This window comes from Haloarchaeobius sp. FL176, from assembly GCF_024609245.1.
Lineage (GTDB): Archaea > Halobacteriota > Halobacteria > Halobacteriales > Natrialbaceae > Haloarchaeobius.
Map to the genome: position 1 here is coordinate 339,615 of NZ_JANJYH010000003.1, position 13,898 is coordinate 353,512.

Here is a 13,898-nt window from a genome sequence, read left to right on the forward strand (position 1 = left end):
AGCGTTTTACTTTTCGGCTGGCACCGGGCGACAGCTACCAGGGCCCGAAGCTGGGGTCGACCTTGCGCTCGCGCTCGTCGATAGCGTCGATGGCTGCGACGTCCTCGTCGTCGAGTTCGACCGTGAGCGACCCCCAGTTGTCGCGGATGTGGTCCTCGCTCGTCGCCTTCGGGATGGTCGTGACGCCCTTCTCGCGGAGCCAGGCGAGGCTGACCGCGGCCGCGCTGGCGTCGTGTTTCTCGGCGATGCGCTGGAGCTCGGGCACGTCGAACACCTTCCCGCGGGCCAGGGGTGAGTACGCGACGACGTTCACGCCGGCGTCCTCGCAGTGGGCGCGCAGTTCCTCCTGCGGGAGCAGCGGGTGACATTCGAACTGGTTCGCGAACAGCGGGGCGTCGAGGGTGTCGATAGCCTCGTCGACGTGCTCGGGCTCGAAGTTCGAGACGCCGACGTTCTCGACTTTCCCCTCGTCGACGAGCTGGTCCAGCGCCGAGAGCGTGCCCTCGGAGTCGTACTCGCCCGCCGGCCAGTGGACGTACAGCAGGTCCACGTAGTCGACGCCGAGCTTCTCCAGGCTCTCCTCGGTGCTCGAAAGCACGTCGTCGTGCGCGAGCTCGCTGATCCAGACCTTCGTCGCGAGGAAGATATCCTCGCGGTCGACGTCGGCCTGCGCGATGCCGTCGCCGACGGCGGCCTCGTTGCCGTAGGCCTGGGCGGTGTCGATGTGGCGGTAGCCCATCTCCAGAGCCGTCGCGACGCTGTCGGCGCACTGCTCGTGGTCCTCGTTCTCCCAGGTGCCGAGGCCGAGTATCGGCATTCCATCGGCGGTAGGGACGCTATCGGGTGTGAGTGAGTCCTGAGACATCGTGTCCGGTACGAGGCGTGTGACGTGGAAATGGGTTGTGGATGCGGCGAGGGCGTCCCCCGTGCCGTCGTGACATCGATGCAAAAAACACGTGTGGGACGACACGAGACTGGAGACGACGCGGTCACAGCACCTCATCACCCATGCCCCACCCTCGTTCGAACCGACGGCCGCTCGCAGCCCTCCTCGTCGCGAACGCGCTTCCAGTCGTCGGCGTCCTCGCGCTCGACTGGACCGTCTCGACGGTCCTCGTCCTGTACTGGCTCGAAACCGGTGTCCTCGTCGCCCACGGGGGCATCGAGGGTCTGTTCGCGGGCCGTCCGCCCGCCGCCGAGACCGGAGGCTTGTCGCCGTTCGAGGAGCTCGCCGACAAGCGCGGCGGTGTCGTCCTGCACGACGCGCTCGGACCGCTCTATCCCCGGAACGTCCCGGCAGCCGTGGAAGCGCTCTGGCTCGTCCTCCTCGTCTGGCCGCTGGGGGGCATCGGGCTCTCCATCGTCGGCCCCGACCGGTTGCTCGCCCCCGGGAGCGCTCCGACGGTCGCAGTCGCACTCGCTGGCATCGTCGTGTCCAACGCGGTAGAGCTCGCCACCGCGGTCCGGCGTGGCCGGTACGACGACCGGCCCGTCCACGCGGCCATCCCCCAGAGGCGAATCATCGGCCTCGTCGCCCTGATTCTGGCCGCGGGCGCGTTCGCGAACCCACCCGGGACAGCGACTGTCGCCGGGACGAGCCTCGTCTTCGGCGTCGTCGTCGCGGTGAAACTTCTCCTCGACGTCGGTGGGCTCCTCGCCACGCGCGACTCGGTCCCGCTGCTCTCGCGTCTCGCGGAACGCACCCAGGAATCAGCGCCCGAAGCGTCCGTCCACGTCCCGGCTGGCAACCCCGCCGCCCGTGTCCGGACCGACCGCACCGCGGTCCGTCTCCGGGCGGTCGGCCTCGGGCTCGTGTCCGCGGTCATGCCACCGTCCGGGCTGGTGGTCTTCGGGGGAGCGTTCTTCACCTGGGCCTTCCTCGGCACCCTTGAGGCCGTCGCGCTGGGCGTCGCCGTGCTCGCGGTCGCAGTCCTCGCACGCGTCGTCGAACAGGAGCTGCTGTTCGGCCACCTCGAGTACCGCATCTACGACGAGGGTGTCCTCGCCTACGACCGGTTGCTCGACACGCCCCAGTGGTTCGTCCCGACGCACGACATCGTCGACACCCGGACCAGCGACGGCCTGCTCGGGCACCGGTTCGGCTACGGCACCGGCGTACTCCGGCTCCAGCGTCGCGATGGTGCCGACGCTCGGCTGGTGTTCCTTGACGACACGGAGCAGGTGCTGGCGACTGTCAGACGCTGACGAGAAGACGCTTCCGGCACTGTCGGCGGAGAACGACTCAGTCGCTAATGAACTTGTTGTCCCGCCAGTTGACGCCGCTGTTGGCGGCCTGGCCCTCGGAGCGCCCCTCGACGACCTCGATGGAGGCCGGGCGGTCCTCGCCGTCGACGATGCGGGTCGCGTCGAGGTCTTTGTCGCGGGCCGTGATGGCGGTCAGCGTCCCCTTCTCGGCCTCGCGGGCGATGGCACACAGCACGAGGAACATCTCGTACTGGAGCAGCGAGTTCTGCAGCACCGTCTCGCGGTCGCCCTTGAACGCAGCGAACTCGACGAGTTCGGAGGGAATCTCCTCCTCTTCGTCCTCGTCGTCGCCCCAGCGCGGGCCGCGGTGCTGGTCCTCGGGTTCCTCCTCGTACACCCGGTTCTCGGTGACGCTGGCTTTCAGCTGGGCGGTCGGCGTGTACTTGCTTACCGATTTGTCGGCCGAGATGGCCTTGAGGATGAGGGTGTTGTTGCGTCTGGTGATGTCTACGGATTCGATGCCGTCTGGAAGCTCCGGATCGCTCGAGAGGAACTCCCGAACGTCTTCGAGGGGGAGTTCCAGTGTCGAATGGAGCCTGAATACCTGACCGGAGTTTTCTGCTGACATGGTAAATGGGGGTGTGACGACGTGTCCGCTGGCCGTTCGCTCAGTTCCTAGTAGGGGCGTTGCGCTTAAATGACCTGCTGTTTGTTTCCGACTGTTCGTCGGTTAAACTCTGTGGCTCAGCCGGCGAGCTCGGCTTCGAGCTCGTCGCGCTCGTCGAGCTCCGCGAGGACGTCGCTACCGCCGACGAACTCCCCGTTCACGAACGTCTGCGGGATGGTCTCCCAGCCGGAGTGGTCCGCGAGTGCACCGCGGAACTCCTCGAGCGACTCGAGCGTGTCGACCGTCTCGAACTCCTCGCGGTACTGGCCGATGAGTCCGAGGGCACGCTCCGAGTAACCACACTGGGGCATCATCTCCGTACCCTTCATGAACAGGACGACCTCGTTCTCATCGATGGCCGTCTGTACGCGCTCGTCGACCTCCTCCTGTGGAAGACTCTGGTTCGGGTCGAATGTCATTACAGTCCTGTAGGGGTGGCGCTCGGAAAGAAGTTGCGTCAGCGGGTGCGCGTGCGCTCGACAGCGGTGACACCGCGCTCGCAGGCCGAGACTCGCGCCCGCCGGCAGCCGAACCGCCGCCCTGTCCAGTGATTCAGTCGGCCTCGTCCGTCCCCGGCCGTCGGCGACGCCGACGCCGTGCCAGGAACCGCTTCGTCGCGGCCCCCGGACCGCCTTCGATGGGCCACCCCTTGGTCCGCCACGCAGGCGGTTCGGGCTCGAACTCGGAACACCCCCCCGAGCACTCGCCGGCGGTCTGACAGCGGGATTTCGCGTCACACCAGGGCAGGACCGCGCCGTCCGCGCGTGGTCTGTAGTGCCGGCAGTCCGGGCGCATCGTCTCGACGTAGGAGCGCCAGCCGCGGGCGTAGGCGCGCTCGGCGATCTCGCGGCGCTTCCCCGCCTTCCACGGAGGGTCGGCGTACTCGAACCGCGCGGCGGAGGCGTCGAACGCGGAGCCGGCGGGTCGCTCCAGGATGCGGGTACCGGGGTCCGCGACGGCCAGCGAGCGGGCGTGCCAGGCGACGGTTCCGGTGTCCTCGCTACCGGCGTTGTCCGTCTCGAGGGTGACGATGCCGGCCTGCACCGGCAGGTCCTCGAACAGCACGGGTTCGACGGCCCCGTCGGTTGCGCGGGTCGCCACCCAGGCCTCGTCGGCGAGCGAGAGCGCCACGTCGTACTCCAGCTGCGAGACGAGTGCGTCCGCCGCGCTCGCGTCGAGGTCCGGCTTGTTCTCGATGGCGACGATGCGCCGGCACCAGTCCGGGTAGGGCCACTTCCGGCGGCACTCGATCCGGTTGCCGTTCTTGCGTGTCTCGACGATGCCGCGGTCCGCGGCCCGGTGTAGTGCCTCGCGGACGTACCGCCACGGGTAGCCCGGGTGGGGGAGCGCGTCGCGGTAGTAGGTCCAGTCTTCGGGCGCGTGCCGGACCACGTGGAGGAGGTCCGAGTCGAGCGCGTCCAGTCCGAACCTCGCCCGCTGGCGCAGGCCCTCGGGGTCGCACTCCAGAACGAGGGTGTCCCAGCGCCGGTCCTGGATGCCGAGCTGGCGCGCGACGACGACGACCGAGTCGTCGCGGGCGGGCTCCCACGCTCGCTCGGCCCAGCGACAGACCCGCAGCTCGAACGCGAACTCGGTGTCCTCGCCGGGGAGCATGCTCGTGCCTGTGCGTTCGAGTGCCGAAGCCGTTACGGGTCGGCGGCGGATGGGAGGGGCTTCGGCCGGGCGTACCGGACGTCGACGGTGATTCCTTCGATAGATTGAAGCCTGCACACAAAATCCAGAAGAGTCCCATGCATCTCGTCCTCGACTACGGCGGCGTCATCGTGCAAAACGGCGACGAACGCGAGCACGCGCACCTGCTGGGTGCCGACCCCGAAGCGGACCCCTACCCGGGCTGGATCGCCTACCTCGCGTTCCGCAACGGCTTCGTCCAGACCACGGACGGGTACGTCGACCTCCTCTCGACGCTCGCGGGCGCGTCCGAGGACGCGTGTCGGGAGTACGTCGAGCAGACGTGGCTCGACCCCGAGTTCCCCGCGGAACACGTCGCTGTCCTCGAGACGCTCGCGGCCGAGCACACGCTCGTCCTCTTCGGCAACATGGCGCGCCCGTGGGTCGAGACGGTGCTCTCCGAGCACGGCGTCCTCGACTGCTTCGACGAACTCGTCGTCTCCTCGGAGATCCAGCGCGCGAAACCCCATCCGCGGGGCTACGTCGAGTGCCTGCCCGATGGCGACGAGCCGGTCGCGTTCGTCAGCGACGAGTACAACGAGGACCTCATGATGGGCGAGTCTCTCGGGATGACGTCGGTCTGGGTCGAGAACGAGGACGACGAGACGCCGTTCCGCGAGCCCGACGTCACGATATCGACGCTCGCCGAGCTGCCCGAGGTTCTGGCCGAGAACTAACGGTCGGTCGATAGCTCGTCGCCCCGGGACAGACCCACTATCCGGCATCGACGAAGCCCCGCACGAGCGCCGCCTCGGCCTTCCGGAGGAGCTCGCCCGCGGTGCTCCCCGCACAGCCGAGTTCGGCCGCCACGTCCGCGACGCTCCCCGTTCTCGGCACCTCGTAGTAGCCAACCGCGACGGCCGCCGCGAGCGCCTCCCGCTGGCGCGCGGTCACGTCGACCGCGGGCGTCGTCCACCGCCGGAAGTCGGCGACACGCTCGACGGTCGCGTCGACGTGCTCGCGCAGGTCGGCGTGGAACGCCGCGAGGAACTCGCTCTCCCCGACGGCCTCGAAGCGGGCACGACCGCCCGGCTCGAACGTCACCGGCGGCAGGAAGACGACGCCCGAATCGGCGACGAGGTCGAGCACCGGCGCGCCGAGTTCGTACTCCGTCTGGTGGACGAACGCGTAGGTGCCGCCGTCGCCCGTGACGAGGTCGACGGCGGTGCTGCTCCCGACCGCGTCGAGCAGCGACCGGACCGCATCGGGCTCTCCCCCGTACCAGGCCAGCGTCGTCACCGTGTCCATCGGTCCCCACATCAGTAGCTCCGCGCGCGAGACCGGGCTCTCGTCGAGCTGGCGATGCATCGGGTGCGCCAGCGACGGCGGGTAGTCGACCGCGAAGGTGACGCGTCGCACGGACGGACGGTGCACGCCGACAGTATTTAAAACGCCGCATCCATGCGGCCAAACTGCCTCTCCGCCGCGGCGGGAACGTGTTCGTATGAGCACTTCGCCGGACCTGCAGGACGCGCCGCCGACCGACGCCGGGAGCGCCGGCACGAGACCTGATGGACCCGCCACCGCCACCACCGCAGACGGCCGCACCGTCACCTACGCGGAGTACGGAGCCACGGACGGCACGCCCCTGGTGTTCCTCCACGGCACACCCGGCTCGCGCGTGCTCGGCCGGCTGTTCGACGACGCGGCGCACGAGCGGGACTGTCGCATCGTCGCTCCGGACCGCCCCGGCTACGGCGACTCGGACCCCGCACCGGACGTCACCGTCGCGGACATCGCGGACGACCTCGTCGCGGTCCTCGACCACGCCGGCGTCGAACGCGCGCCGGTCGTCGGGTTCTCCGGCGGTGCGGCCGTCGCGGTCGCACTGGCCGGTCGCCACCCCGACCGCATCGAGGCGGTCCACAGCGTCTCCGGTGTCGCACCGCCGTCGCTCCGGACCGAGCAGCCAGCCGTCCAGCGGCTGCTCGAGACGCTGGCGACCCGGACGCCACGCCTCCTGTCCGGCCTCGTCCGCGGACAGTCCTGGGTCGCCGACCGTGGCTCCCCGTCGGTGGTGGTCTCGCAGTACACCGACAGCGAGGGCGCGGCCGCGCTGTCCGAGAGCCAGGCGGAGACGTTCCGCCGGGACTTCGTCGTCGGCGTGGGCCCGCAGCGGACGGGCCTGGTCAACGAAACGCGCCTCCTCGGGCACGCCTGGCCCGTCCAGCCCGCCGAGCTCTCGGTGCCGCTGCACTGCTGGCACGGCGACCGCGACGCGAACGTGCCCGTTGCAGACGCTCGGCGGGTCGCGGACGCCGCCGACGCCGAGCTGACCGTCGTCGACGCCGACCACGCGACCGCACTGGTCGAGTTCCGGGGGGCGCTGCTCGACGCCTGTCACGGGTAAGCACTGACCGTCGCGAGGTACTTGGCCGTCGCTGGAGGGGTAGAATGGGAGAGACGATTGCGAGACGGCTCGCGGAGCCGGTGGCGACTAGTCGTCGCCGGCTTCTTTCTCTGCTTCGAGTTCGTTCAGGAACTCGTGGGCGTCTTCGAGGATTTCGCGTGGACCGTCCTGCGTGACGGTGTTGAACGCCTGTTCGTAGTCCCGCCACTGGAGGTCGCGGTGCTCGGTCGAGAGCTCCGCGCTGGCCTCGAACGACCGGGCGATGAACAGGTGAACCGTCTTGTGGATGGTATCGCCACCCGCCTCGAAGACGTAGTCGTACTCTTCTCTAAATCCGTCGATGAGACGGAAGTCGTGGATGCCTGCTTCCTCTTTCACTTCTCGAATAGCCGTCTGCTGGAGTTCTTCGTCTCCCTCGACACCGCCCTTCGGGAACTCCCAGTCACCAGGGCGGCTCTTTAGCAGAAGGTACTCGCGCCGGCCCCGCGTGTCGCGAAAGAGGATGGCACCTGCGCTCGTAGCTTCGACTGCCATTACCACCTTGTAAAGCGTCACCAGTTAAGAGAATATCGGACGGCCGGCGACACGTCTCAATGGGTTTTTCACCCTCAGCCGCGACCAGTTCCTATACGACCATGAGCTTCGTCACACGCCTCACACTCCAGAGCGGGGACCGCGCCGCCCTCGACAGCGTCGTCGAGGACATCCGCGAGCGCGTCTCCCGGAAGGGTGCGGAGATGAAAGGCCCGCACTCCGCTCCACCGGAGCGTCTCCGCGTGCCGCAGTACAAACAGCCGACCGACGACACCGCCGCCCAGTTCGACGCCTGGAACTACACCGTCTACAGGCGCGAGATCGAGATCGTCGGCCACGACGACCTCGCACACACCATCGCCGCCGGCTCGGCGTTCCCCGACTCCGTCCACGTCGCCGCCGAGGTCGAACAGATCCGGTCGCAGGGCTCGTAACCGGTCTCCGCTCCCGGTTTTATCTCACTGCGGTTCCGGACCGCGAGGCGTCCGGCCGAGCGCGGCTGTTGCTGCTCTCTCGACGATTCCGAGGGACAGCCGCGCCCACGCTCTCGTTCACAGTGGCTGGACACTCCCGAGTCGAGACCAGCGACGCCACAGCCGGAAACACACGGCGGCAACTCCGCGGTTAAGTGCCTCGGGCGCGTCGCCCCGGACATGGTAGACAGAGACAGACTCGTCGCGTTGCGGCGGGCGTTCCATCGCCAGCCGGAGCCGGCGTGGCGCGAGTACTGGACGACCGCGCGCATCGTCGAAGAGCTGGAGGTCATCGGCGTCGACGAGCTCCACGTCGGCCCGGACGCACTGAACACGGACGAGCGGATGGCAGTGCCGCCCGAGGCGGAGCTCGAATCGTGGTACGACCGGGCAGTGGACGCCGGTGCGGACGAGGGAGTCCTCGAACAGCTCCGGGGCGGGCACACGGGGGCGGTCGCGGTCGTCGAGCAGGGCGCGGGGCCGACAGTCGGCCTGCGGGTCGACATCGACGGTCTCCCGCGCGAGGAGTCCACGGACGAGGCGCACGAGCCGGCCACGGAGGGCTTCCGCTCGGAGACCGGTGCGATGCACGCCTGCGGGCACGACGGCCACGCGACGATCGGCCTCGGCGTGCTGGAGGCCGTGAAGGAGAGCGACTTCGCGGGGACGCTGAAGGTGTTCTTCCAGCCGGCCGAGGAGGTCGTCGGCGGCGGGAAGGCGATGGCGAAGTCGGGGCATCTCGACGACGTGGACTACCTGCTCGCGCTGCATCTCGGGCTGGACCACCCGACCGGCGAGGTCGTCTGTGGCATCGACGAGTTCCTCGCGGTGAAGCACATCGACGTCCGGTTCACGGGCGAGCCAGCCCACGCCGGCGCGAAGCCGGAGGAGGGCGAGAACGCGGTGCAGGCGGTCGCCAGCGCCATCCAGAACCTCTACGCGATACCGCGGCACTCAGACGGCGCGACGCGGGTCAACGTCGGGCGGCTCGAGGCCGGGAACGCGACGAACATCGTCGCCGAGGCGGCCGCCATGGAGTGCGAGGTCCGCGGCGTGACGACGAAGCTCAAGGACTACATGGACGAGCGCGCCCACCGCGTCATCGAGAACGCGGCGGCGATGCACGGCTGCGAGTCCGAGACCAGCGTCGCCGGCGAGGCTCCCTCCGCGCGGAGCGACGACGAACTCGTCGACATCGTGGGCCACATCGCTGGCGGGAACGCCGACGTGGAACGCGTGGTCGACCGCGACGCCCTCGGTGGGAGTGAGGACGCGACGTTCCTCATGCAGGCAGTCCAGCGACGCGGCGGTCTCGCGGCGTACGTCTGCGTCGGCACGGACCACCCCGGCGGCCACCACACCGCGACGTTCGACGTGGACGAGGACTCCCTCCCCATCGGTGTCGACGTGCTCGCCGGGGCCATCGAGGCCATCGCCGACGAGCGCCCCTGACGCAGCGAGTTATTTTCCCACATTCTTTCTCGAATAGCTATCCGAAAGTGTTATTTGATTCCCGCGTGCTGTACAAAATTAATGTCAGAAACAGCTGTTCGAACCGTCGGCCTCTCGACGGCGGTCCTCGTGGGGGCGCTCACGGCGTCCGTTCTGGTGGTCGTCGGACTCGTACTCGGCCCGTTCGGAGTGGACCCCGGGAAAGGGTTCGTCGCGACCCACGGCGCGTGGACGCTCGCCGTGGTCGCCCTGGCCGCCGGCTTCCTGCAGACGTTCGTCACGACCGCTGCCCACCAGCATTACAGCTGGGCCCGCGCCCCGGGTGTGTTGCTCCACTTCGCGTGGACGCTCGCCCTCGGCTACGCGCTCGTCACGGTCGGTGTGAGCATCGTCCCGCTGGTGCTCTGTCTCGCCAACGGCTTCGCTACGGTCGGCCTGCTCACGGCCGACGAGGCGTTCGACACCGGCCGCACCGACACCTCCGAGATGCACGCCACCGATATCGGCACCGGCTACCGCTGAGTCGGCATCCTACTCCAGCGAACCCAATAATTTTAGGACAGACTTTTTTATTTCATTAGTCCAACTACTATGCATGGCGAGACCGACGTACCGGCCGACGACAGTGACGTTCGCAGCGTTCGTCGCGGCCATCGGGGGGTTCTGGACGCTCATCGACAGCGGCCTGCTGTTCATCATCGGCGCATCGTTCGACTCGGCAGTCGTCGTCGTAGTCGGCGGGGCGATGATCCTGTTCGGCCTGCTTCGGATGCTCCTCGCCGGCGCCCTGTTCCAGATGCGGACCTGGTCACGCCCGGTCGGGATGGTGCTGTTCGCGCTCGCAGCGGCGATCAACATCTGGAGTATCGTCACGACCGGTGGTGGCGGGAGCATCGTCGCGTTCGTCGCCAACGGGGGCGCGTTCGTCGGACTCGCGATGAGCGGTGACGCGTTCTCGCCGGACATCGAGAGCGCCGACATCAGCGACGAGCCCGCGACGAAGATCGGGACCGGCTCTCGATAGGTCGGCGACCTCGCCGGAGTCATGCTCGCGGCCAACCTGTCGACGGTCGCCGGGCTGGCGGTGAGCGGTACGCGTTCGAGACCAACGACGGGCGAACGGCCGTCGAGGACGATGGAGCGGCAGTCCGGAGGAGGTCGCGGGAGGGCCCGTCGCGGGGGCAGCCGGCCGCCACGGCCACGTGAACTTCTTTTGCAGGCTAGTACCACTGGAGACACATGCCCTCCCGTCGCGAGGTGCTCCTGACGACGGCCGGGACGGCGGCACTCGGTGGCTGTCTCTCGTCACTCTCGGCGTCGTCCGGTCCCGGGCCAGAAGCACTCCCGCGGACCGTCCGGGTCACCCACGTCGACTCGGTGTCGGCCCCGATGGCGTCGGTCAATGTCGAACTGATGCACAGCCGCGTCACGAGCGACCGGACCGTAGAAATCCGCGTCGAGGTCCGGAACGACGGCGACGAGGTGCGGTCGTTCGACTTGTCGTGCCGGTCGGTGCTGGACCCCATCGTGTTCGACACCGGCCGGACCTACCTGCTCACACTTCCGAGCGCAAGGTTCGAGGGCGAATGCTGGCAACGCACCGGAGACCGACCGCTGGCGTCCGATAACTGCGACACGAACGTTCGACTCGCGCCCGGCGAGTCGTGGAGTAACGAGATGTGGCTGTGGTCGAATCGGTCCGGCTGTGTCCCGACCGGCGAGTACCGGTTCGTCGACCGGCTGTCGTTGGTGGAATCGAACGAGGAGTTCGGGTTCGAACTGGCGGTAACGGACGACTGACCGGCTCAGTACTTCGGCTCCGCGCCGGTCGTCTCGTAGACGGCCTCCATCAGCGAGTCGCGCTTGGACTGCCACAGCTCTAACTCGCCGGGGCTGCTCGGGTAGTGCTCGTAGTGGTCCAGCAGGTCGTCGGCACACTGCTTCGTCCGGTAGAACTGGAGGATGTTCCGCCAGTAGCCGAAGCTCTTGACGGCGAGTTTGGCCTTGAACAGCGTGCTCATCTCGGTGCTCCCCTCGTACAGCGCCTCCGCGAGCTTCTCGCCCGGAAGCGAGGCGAGCAGCCCCATCAGGTCGTCGACGTCGACCGCTGTCGACAGGATGTTGTACACGTCGAGGGCGGCGTAGCGCGCGCCGAAGTGCTCCATGACGCGCTCGTTGTACTCCCAGAGCAGCTCCTCGCTCACGTCGCCCTGCTCGATGGCCTCGATGGCCTGCTCGCCGGCGTACTTGCCCGCGTAGGCCGCGCCAGCGATGCCACCGCCCGTAGTCGGGTTGACGTGGCCGGCCGCGTCGCCGACAGCCATGTAGCCCGGCGCGACCGCGGAGTCGTAGGGTCGGCGGGTCGGGAGGGCGGCACCGAGCTTGTCCTCTACCTCCGCACCCTCGAACTCCTCGCGGTTCCGGAGGTCCTGCTTCAGGTCGTCGACGAGCTCCATCGGCTCCTCGGTCATCTGGAAGCCGAGGCCGGCGTTGATCTCCGTGTCGGTGCGCGGGAAGTACCAGAGGTAGCCCGCGGCGCGGTCGGTCGGCTTGAACACCAGCGCGTCGTCCCACTCGACGGGCTCCTCGACGTGGACGATCTCGCGGTAGGCCGAGCAGAACTGCGAGTAGTTGACGTTGGTGTCGAACGTCGCGTCGGCGAAGTCGACCTTGTCCTGCAGCAGCGAGAGCGAGCCCGCGCCGTCGATGACGATGTCGGCCTCGTACTCGACGGGGTCGCCCTTCCGGTTCGCCGTGAGGCCGGTGATGACGCCGTCGTCGTCCTGTCTCACGTCCTGGATGACGGTGTCGTAGTGGAACGTCGCACCGGCCTCCTCCGCGCCCTCGATGACACAGCGGCCGTACTCCCAGCGGTCGATGACCGCCAGCTCGCCCGGCACCGGAATCTCCAGTACCGTGTCCTCCTGGGGGATCTCGAAGCGCCCGTGGTCGACACCCGTGTTGGTGAATGCCGGTTCGAGCTTCTCCTTCGGAATGGCCTCGGGGAACGCGTCCGCGCCCTTGAGTGCGTCCCCGCAGGCGATGTGCCCGGCTTCCTCCTCGTCCTTGCGCTCGACGATGACGACATCGTATCCCTCTCGGGCGATTGTCGCCGCCGCGTAGCACCCCGACGTCCCCGCACCGGCGACGACGACGTCGAACTCGTGGCTTGTCATGTTCACCCGTCGCGGCCGCAGGGAAAAAACGTTTTACTCCCATTTCTGTCGCCTCGCTGGCCTCAGAAAAGGATAAAGAGTTTAGTCCGGAACCGCTGTAGCCGAAGCTATGACCGACTACACCGTCGAGTTCGTGGGGACCGGTGAGTCCATCACCGTCTCCGACAAGCAGACCATCCTGAAGCGATGCATCGAGGAGGGCATCGCACAGGAGTTCTCCTGCCGGGTCGGGATGTGTCTGGCCTGCTCCGCCGAGATCGTCGAGGGGGACGTGACCCAGCCGGCCGCCCGCGGGCTCACCGAGGAGGAGCGCGAGAACTACGCGCTGACCTGCATGGCACGCCCGGTCTCGGACCTGAAGCTCGACCGCGGGAAGTATCCGCCGAGCATCGAGGACGACGGCGCGGTGGCCACGGAGTCGAGCGAGGCCGCCGCGGGCGACGACTAGTCCTCGGCCGCGGGCGCCGCTGCGCCCTCATCAGCCTGCTCCAGCGATTCCGGCCTGTTCTCGCCGAACCACGACGCCGCGAAGTCGACGAGCGCGCGCTGGTCGACGAGCCGCGACTCCGCCACCCCGACCTGCTCGACGGCCACTGCGTCGGGCCGCTCGCGTTCGAACGCCTCGCCGACGGCGGGGAAGTCGGCCGTGTCGAGCGCAACGTCGTCGAACTCCAGCCAGACCCGCTCGCCGTCGCGGATGGCCGGGCCGCCACCGGTCTCGTGCTCTTTCGGGAACTCGCCGCGGTACTCCGCGAGGTGGCAGGAAGTGGCCGTCTCGTAGTCGGTGCCGAGCATGAGCACCGACGCGTCGTGGTCGTAGAGCCGTGCGAGCGGCGTTCCCTCACCGAGCGGCTCGTCGTCCGGGTGCGGGAGGACGATCGCCTCGGCGTCGGCACCCCACGCGGCGAACGAGACGACGGGGTGGTCGCTCCGGACGACGCCGGGGTACGACCGGAACGTGTTCGGGATGGCTCCGATCCGTGGACACGGCGTCGACCCGGGCCGGAACGCCGGCATCGTCTCGCGGATGGTCGGCTCCCACTCGTCCGGGACCGGCGGGTCCTGCCAGCCACCCGGGTCGGAGTAGTCGCCTGTGAACGTCGGCAGCACCAGCGTCCCCTCCGCGCTGACGGTCTGCTGGAGGGCGTCCACGACCGCGGCCGGGCCGCCACAGACCCAGCCGAGCGCCGACAGCGAACTGTGGACGAAGACGGTGTCGCCCGCCGACAGCCCCAGCTCGCGCAGGTCCGAGACCAGCCGCTCGACGGTGATCGGTTCGTCGCTCATCGCGTCGGGCTCCACGTCGCTCATCTGCTTGCCGTGGAGTCGATGGGCGCTCGGTAAAAGTC

17 protein-coding genes are annotated in these 13,898 nt (G+C 68.5%); 9 read left to right on the plus strand and 8 right to left on the minus strand.

The window, feature by feature from the left end; genetic code table 11:
• Nucleotides 1–34 precede the first annotated feature (34 nt).
• Nucleotides 35–865 (minus strand): aldo/keto reductase, encoded by an 831-nt coding sequence (locus NO978_RS07905; protein WP_369684121.1) that lies wholly within the window; start codon nucleotides 863–865, stop codon nucleotides 35–37.
• A 143-nt stretch (nucleotides 866–1,008) separates the two neighbouring features.
• On the opposite strand from NO978_RS07905, the gene NO978_RS07910 reads away from it, so the two are divergent.
• Nucleotides 1,009–2,205 carry a DUF6498-containing protein gene (locus NO978_RS07910; RefSeq protein ID WP_257299011.1) on the plus strand — a complete coding sequence of 399 codons (1,197 nt, stop codon included), beginning with the start codon at nucleotides 1,009–1,011 and terminating at the stop codon, nucleotides 2,203–2,205.
• Between the two features lie 37 nt (nucleotides 2,206–2,242).
• Here the strand turns inward: NO978_RS07910 and NO978_RS07915 are convergent, their stop codons facing one another.
• From NO978_RS07915 to NO978_RS07925, 3 genes are all read right to left on the minus strand, one after another.
• Complete coding sequence (locus NO978_RS07915; protein WP_257299012.1) at nucleotides 2,243–2,833, minus strand: hypothetical protein; 591 nt, start codon at nucleotides 2,831–2,833, stop codon at nucleotides 2,243–2,245.
• A gap of 116 nt (nucleotides 2,834–2,949) precedes the next feature.
• Nucleotides 2,950–3,291 (minus strand): glutaredoxin, encoded by a 342-nt coding sequence (locus NO978_RS07920; RefSeq protein WP_257299013.1) that lies wholly within the window; start codon nucleotides 3,289–3,291, stop codon nucleotides 2,950–2,952.
• Between the two features lie 133 nt (nucleotides 3,292–3,424).
• Nucleotides 3,425–4,486, minus strand: coding sequence for a DUF5787 family protein (locus NO978_RS07925; protein ID WP_257299014.1), 1,062 nt, complete (start codon nucleotides 4,484–4,486; stop codon nucleotides 3,425–3,427).
• Between the two features lie 137 nt (nucleotides 4,487–4,623).
• Here NO978_RS07925 and NO978_RS07930 point away from each other — a divergent pair, with 137 nt between their 5' ends.
• Entirely contained in the window at nucleotides 4,624–5,241 is a 618-nt protein-coding gene (locus NO978_RS07930; RefSeq protein WP_257299015.1) for an HAD family hydrolase, read from the plus strand.
• 37 nt (nucleotides 5,242–5,278) lie between these two features.
• On the opposite strand, the gene NO978_RS07935 is transcribed toward NO978_RS07930, so the two are convergent.
• Nucleotides 5,279–5,923, minus strand: a complete 645-nt coding sequence (locus NO978_RS07935) for a helix-turn-helix domain-containing protein (protein WP_257299016.1) — start codon at nucleotides 5,921–5,923, stop codon at nucleotides 5,279–5,281.
• An 85-nt stretch (nucleotides 5,924–6,008) separates the two neighbouring features.
• Here NO978_RS07935 and NO978_RS07940 point away from each other — a divergent pair, with 85 nt between their 5' ends.
• The gene (locus NO978_RS07940) at nucleotides 6,009–6,914 is read left to right on the plus strand and encodes an alpha/beta fold hydrolase (RefSeq protein ID WP_257299017.1); all 906 of its coding nucleotides are present in this window, start codon (nucleotides 6,009–6,011) and stop codon (nucleotides 6,912–6,914) included.
• 87 nt (nucleotides 6,915–7,001) lie between these two features.
• Here NO978_RS07940 and NO978_RS07945 read toward each other — a convergent pair whose 3' ends face one another.
• Entirely contained in the window at nucleotides 7,002–7,448 is a 447-nt protein-coding gene (locus tag NO978_RS07945) for a bis(5'-nucleosyl)-tetraphosphatase (RefSeq protein ID WP_257299018.1), read from the minus strand.
• Nucleotides 7,449–7,549: 101 nt separating this feature from the next.
• On the opposite strand from NO978_RS07945, the gene NO978_RS07950 reads away from it, so the two are divergent.
• The 5 genes from NO978_RS07950 to NO978_RS07970 all read left to right on the plus strand — a co-directional run bounded on the left by NO978_RS07950 (nucleotide 7,550) and on the right by NO978_RS07970 (nucleotide 11,173).
• A complete protein-coding gene (locus NO978_RS07950) occupies nucleotides 7,550–7,882 on the plus strand; it encodes an uS10/mL48 family ribosomal protein (protein ID WP_257299019.1) in 333 nt (110 codons plus the stop codon).
• Nucleotides 7,883–8,101: 219 nt separating this feature from the next.
• Entirely contained in the window at nucleotides 8,102–9,373 is a 1,272-nt protein-coding gene (locus tag NO978_RS07955; RefSeq protein WP_257299020.1) for an amidohydrolase, read from the plus strand.
• 81 nt (nucleotides 9,374–9,454) lie between these two features.
• Nucleotides 9,455–9,895 (plus strand): hypothetical protein, encoded by a 441-nt coding sequence (locus NO978_RS07960; RefSeq protein ID WP_257299021.1) that lies wholly within the window; start codon nucleotides 9,455–9,457, stop codon nucleotides 9,893–9,895.
• Between the two features lie 73 nt (nucleotides 9,896–9,968).
• Complete coding sequence (locus NO978_RS07965; RefSeq protein WP_257299022.1) at nucleotides 9,969–10,397, plus strand: hypothetical protein; 429 nt, start codon at nucleotides 9,969–9,971, stop codon at nucleotides 10,395–10,397.
• Nucleotides 10,398–10,612: 215 nt separating this feature from the next.
• Entirely contained in the window at nucleotides 10,613–11,173 is a 561-nt protein-coding gene (locus tag NO978_RS07970; RefSeq protein WP_257299023.1) for a hypothetical protein, read from the plus strand.
• A gap of 5 nt (nucleotides 11,174–11,178) precedes the next feature.
• Here the strand turns inward: NO978_RS07970 and NO978_RS07975 are convergent, their stop codons facing one another.
• Nucleotides 11,179–12,549: a geranylgeranyl reductase family protein gene (locus NO978_RS07975; RefSeq protein ID WP_257299024.1), complete on the minus strand. Its 1,371-nt coding sequence runs from the start codon at nucleotides 12,547–12,549 to the stop codon at nucleotides 11,179–11,181.
• 109 nt (nucleotides 12,550–12,658) lie between these two features.
• On the opposite strand from NO978_RS07975, the gene NO978_RS07980 reads away from it, so the two are divergent.
• Nucleotides 12,659–12,997 (plus strand): 2Fe-2S iron-sulfur cluster binding domain-containing protein, encoded by a 339-nt coding sequence (locus tag NO978_RS07980; RefSeq protein WP_257299025.1) that lies wholly within the window; start codon nucleotides 12,659–12,661, stop codon nucleotides 12,995–12,997.
• Here NO978_RS07980 and NO978_RS07985 read toward each other — a convergent pair.
• Nucleotides 12,994–13,860 (minus strand): aminoglycoside N(3)-acetyltransferase, encoded by an 867-nt coding sequence (locus NO978_RS07985; RefSeq protein WP_257299026.1) that lies wholly within the window; start codon nucleotides 13,858–13,860, stop codon nucleotides 12,994–12,996. The two genes, NO978_RS07980 and NO978_RS07985, sit on opposite strands and share 4 nt — an antisense overlap.
• Between the last annotated feature and the right edge of the window lie 38 nt (nucleotides 13,861–13,898).

Coding starts and splice junctions, on each gene's coding strand:
- NO978_RS07905 (WP_369684121.1), bottom strand. CDS start 865: ATGTCTCAGGACTCACTCACACCCGATAGCGTCCCTACCGCCGATGGA.
- NO978_RS07910 (WP_257299011.1), top strand. CDS start 1,009: ATGCCCCACCCTCGTTCGAACCGACGGCCGCTCGCAGCCCTCCTCGTC.
- NO978_RS07915 (WP_257299012.1), bottom strand. CDS start 2,833: ATGTCAGCAGAAAACTCCGGTCAGGTATTCAGGCTCCATTCGACACTG.
- NO978_RS07920 (WP_257299013.1), bottom strand. CDS start 3,291: ATGACATTCGACCCGAACCAGAGTCTTCCACAGGAGGAGGTCGACGAG.
- NO978_RS07925 (WP_257299014.1), bottom strand. CDS start 4,486: ATGCTCCCCGGCGAGGACACCGAGTTCGCGTTCGAGCTGCGGGTCTGT.
- NO978_RS07930 (WP_257299015.1), top strand. CDS start 4,624: ATGCATCTCGTCCTCGACTACGGCGGCGTCATCGTGCAAAACGGCGAC.
- NO978_RS07940 (WP_257299017.1), top strand. CDS start 6,009: ATGAGCACTTCGCCGGACCTGCAGGACGCGCCGCCGACCGACGCCGGG.
- NO978_RS07945 (WP_257299018.1), bottom strand. CDS start 7,448: ATGGCAGTCGAAGCTACGAGCGCAGGTGCCATCCTCTTTCGCGACACG.
- NO978_RS07950 (WP_257299019.1), top strand. CDS start 7,550: ATGAGCTTCGTCACACGCCTCACACTCCAGAGCGGGGACCGCGCCGCC.
- NO978_RS07955 (WP_257299020.1), top strand. CDS start 8,102: ATGGTAGACAGAGACAGACTCGTCGCGTTGCGGCGGGCGTTCCATCGC.
- NO978_RS07960 (WP_257299021.1), top strand. CDS start 9,455: ATGTCAGAAACAGCTGTTCGAACCGTCGGCCTCTCGACGGCGGTCCTC.
- NO978_RS07965 (WP_257299022.1), top strand. CDS start 9,969: ATGGCGAGACCGACGTACCGGCCGACGACAGTGACGTTCGCAGCGTTC.
- NO978_RS07970 (WP_257299023.1), top strand. CDS start 10,613: ATGCCCTCCCGTCGCGAGGTGCTCCTGACGACGGCCGGGACGGCGGCA.
- NO978_RS07975 (WP_257299024.1), bottom strand. CDS start 12,549: ATGACAAGCCACGAGTTCGACGTCGTCGTCGCCGGTGCGGGGACGTCG.
- NO978_RS07980 (WP_257299025.1), top strand. CDS start 12,659: ATGACCGACTACACCGTCGAGTTCGTGGGGACCGGTGAGTCCATCACC.
- NO978_RS07985 (WP_257299026.1), bottom strand. CDS start 13,860: ATGAGCGACGTGGAGCCCGACGCGATGAGCGACGAACCGATCACCGTC.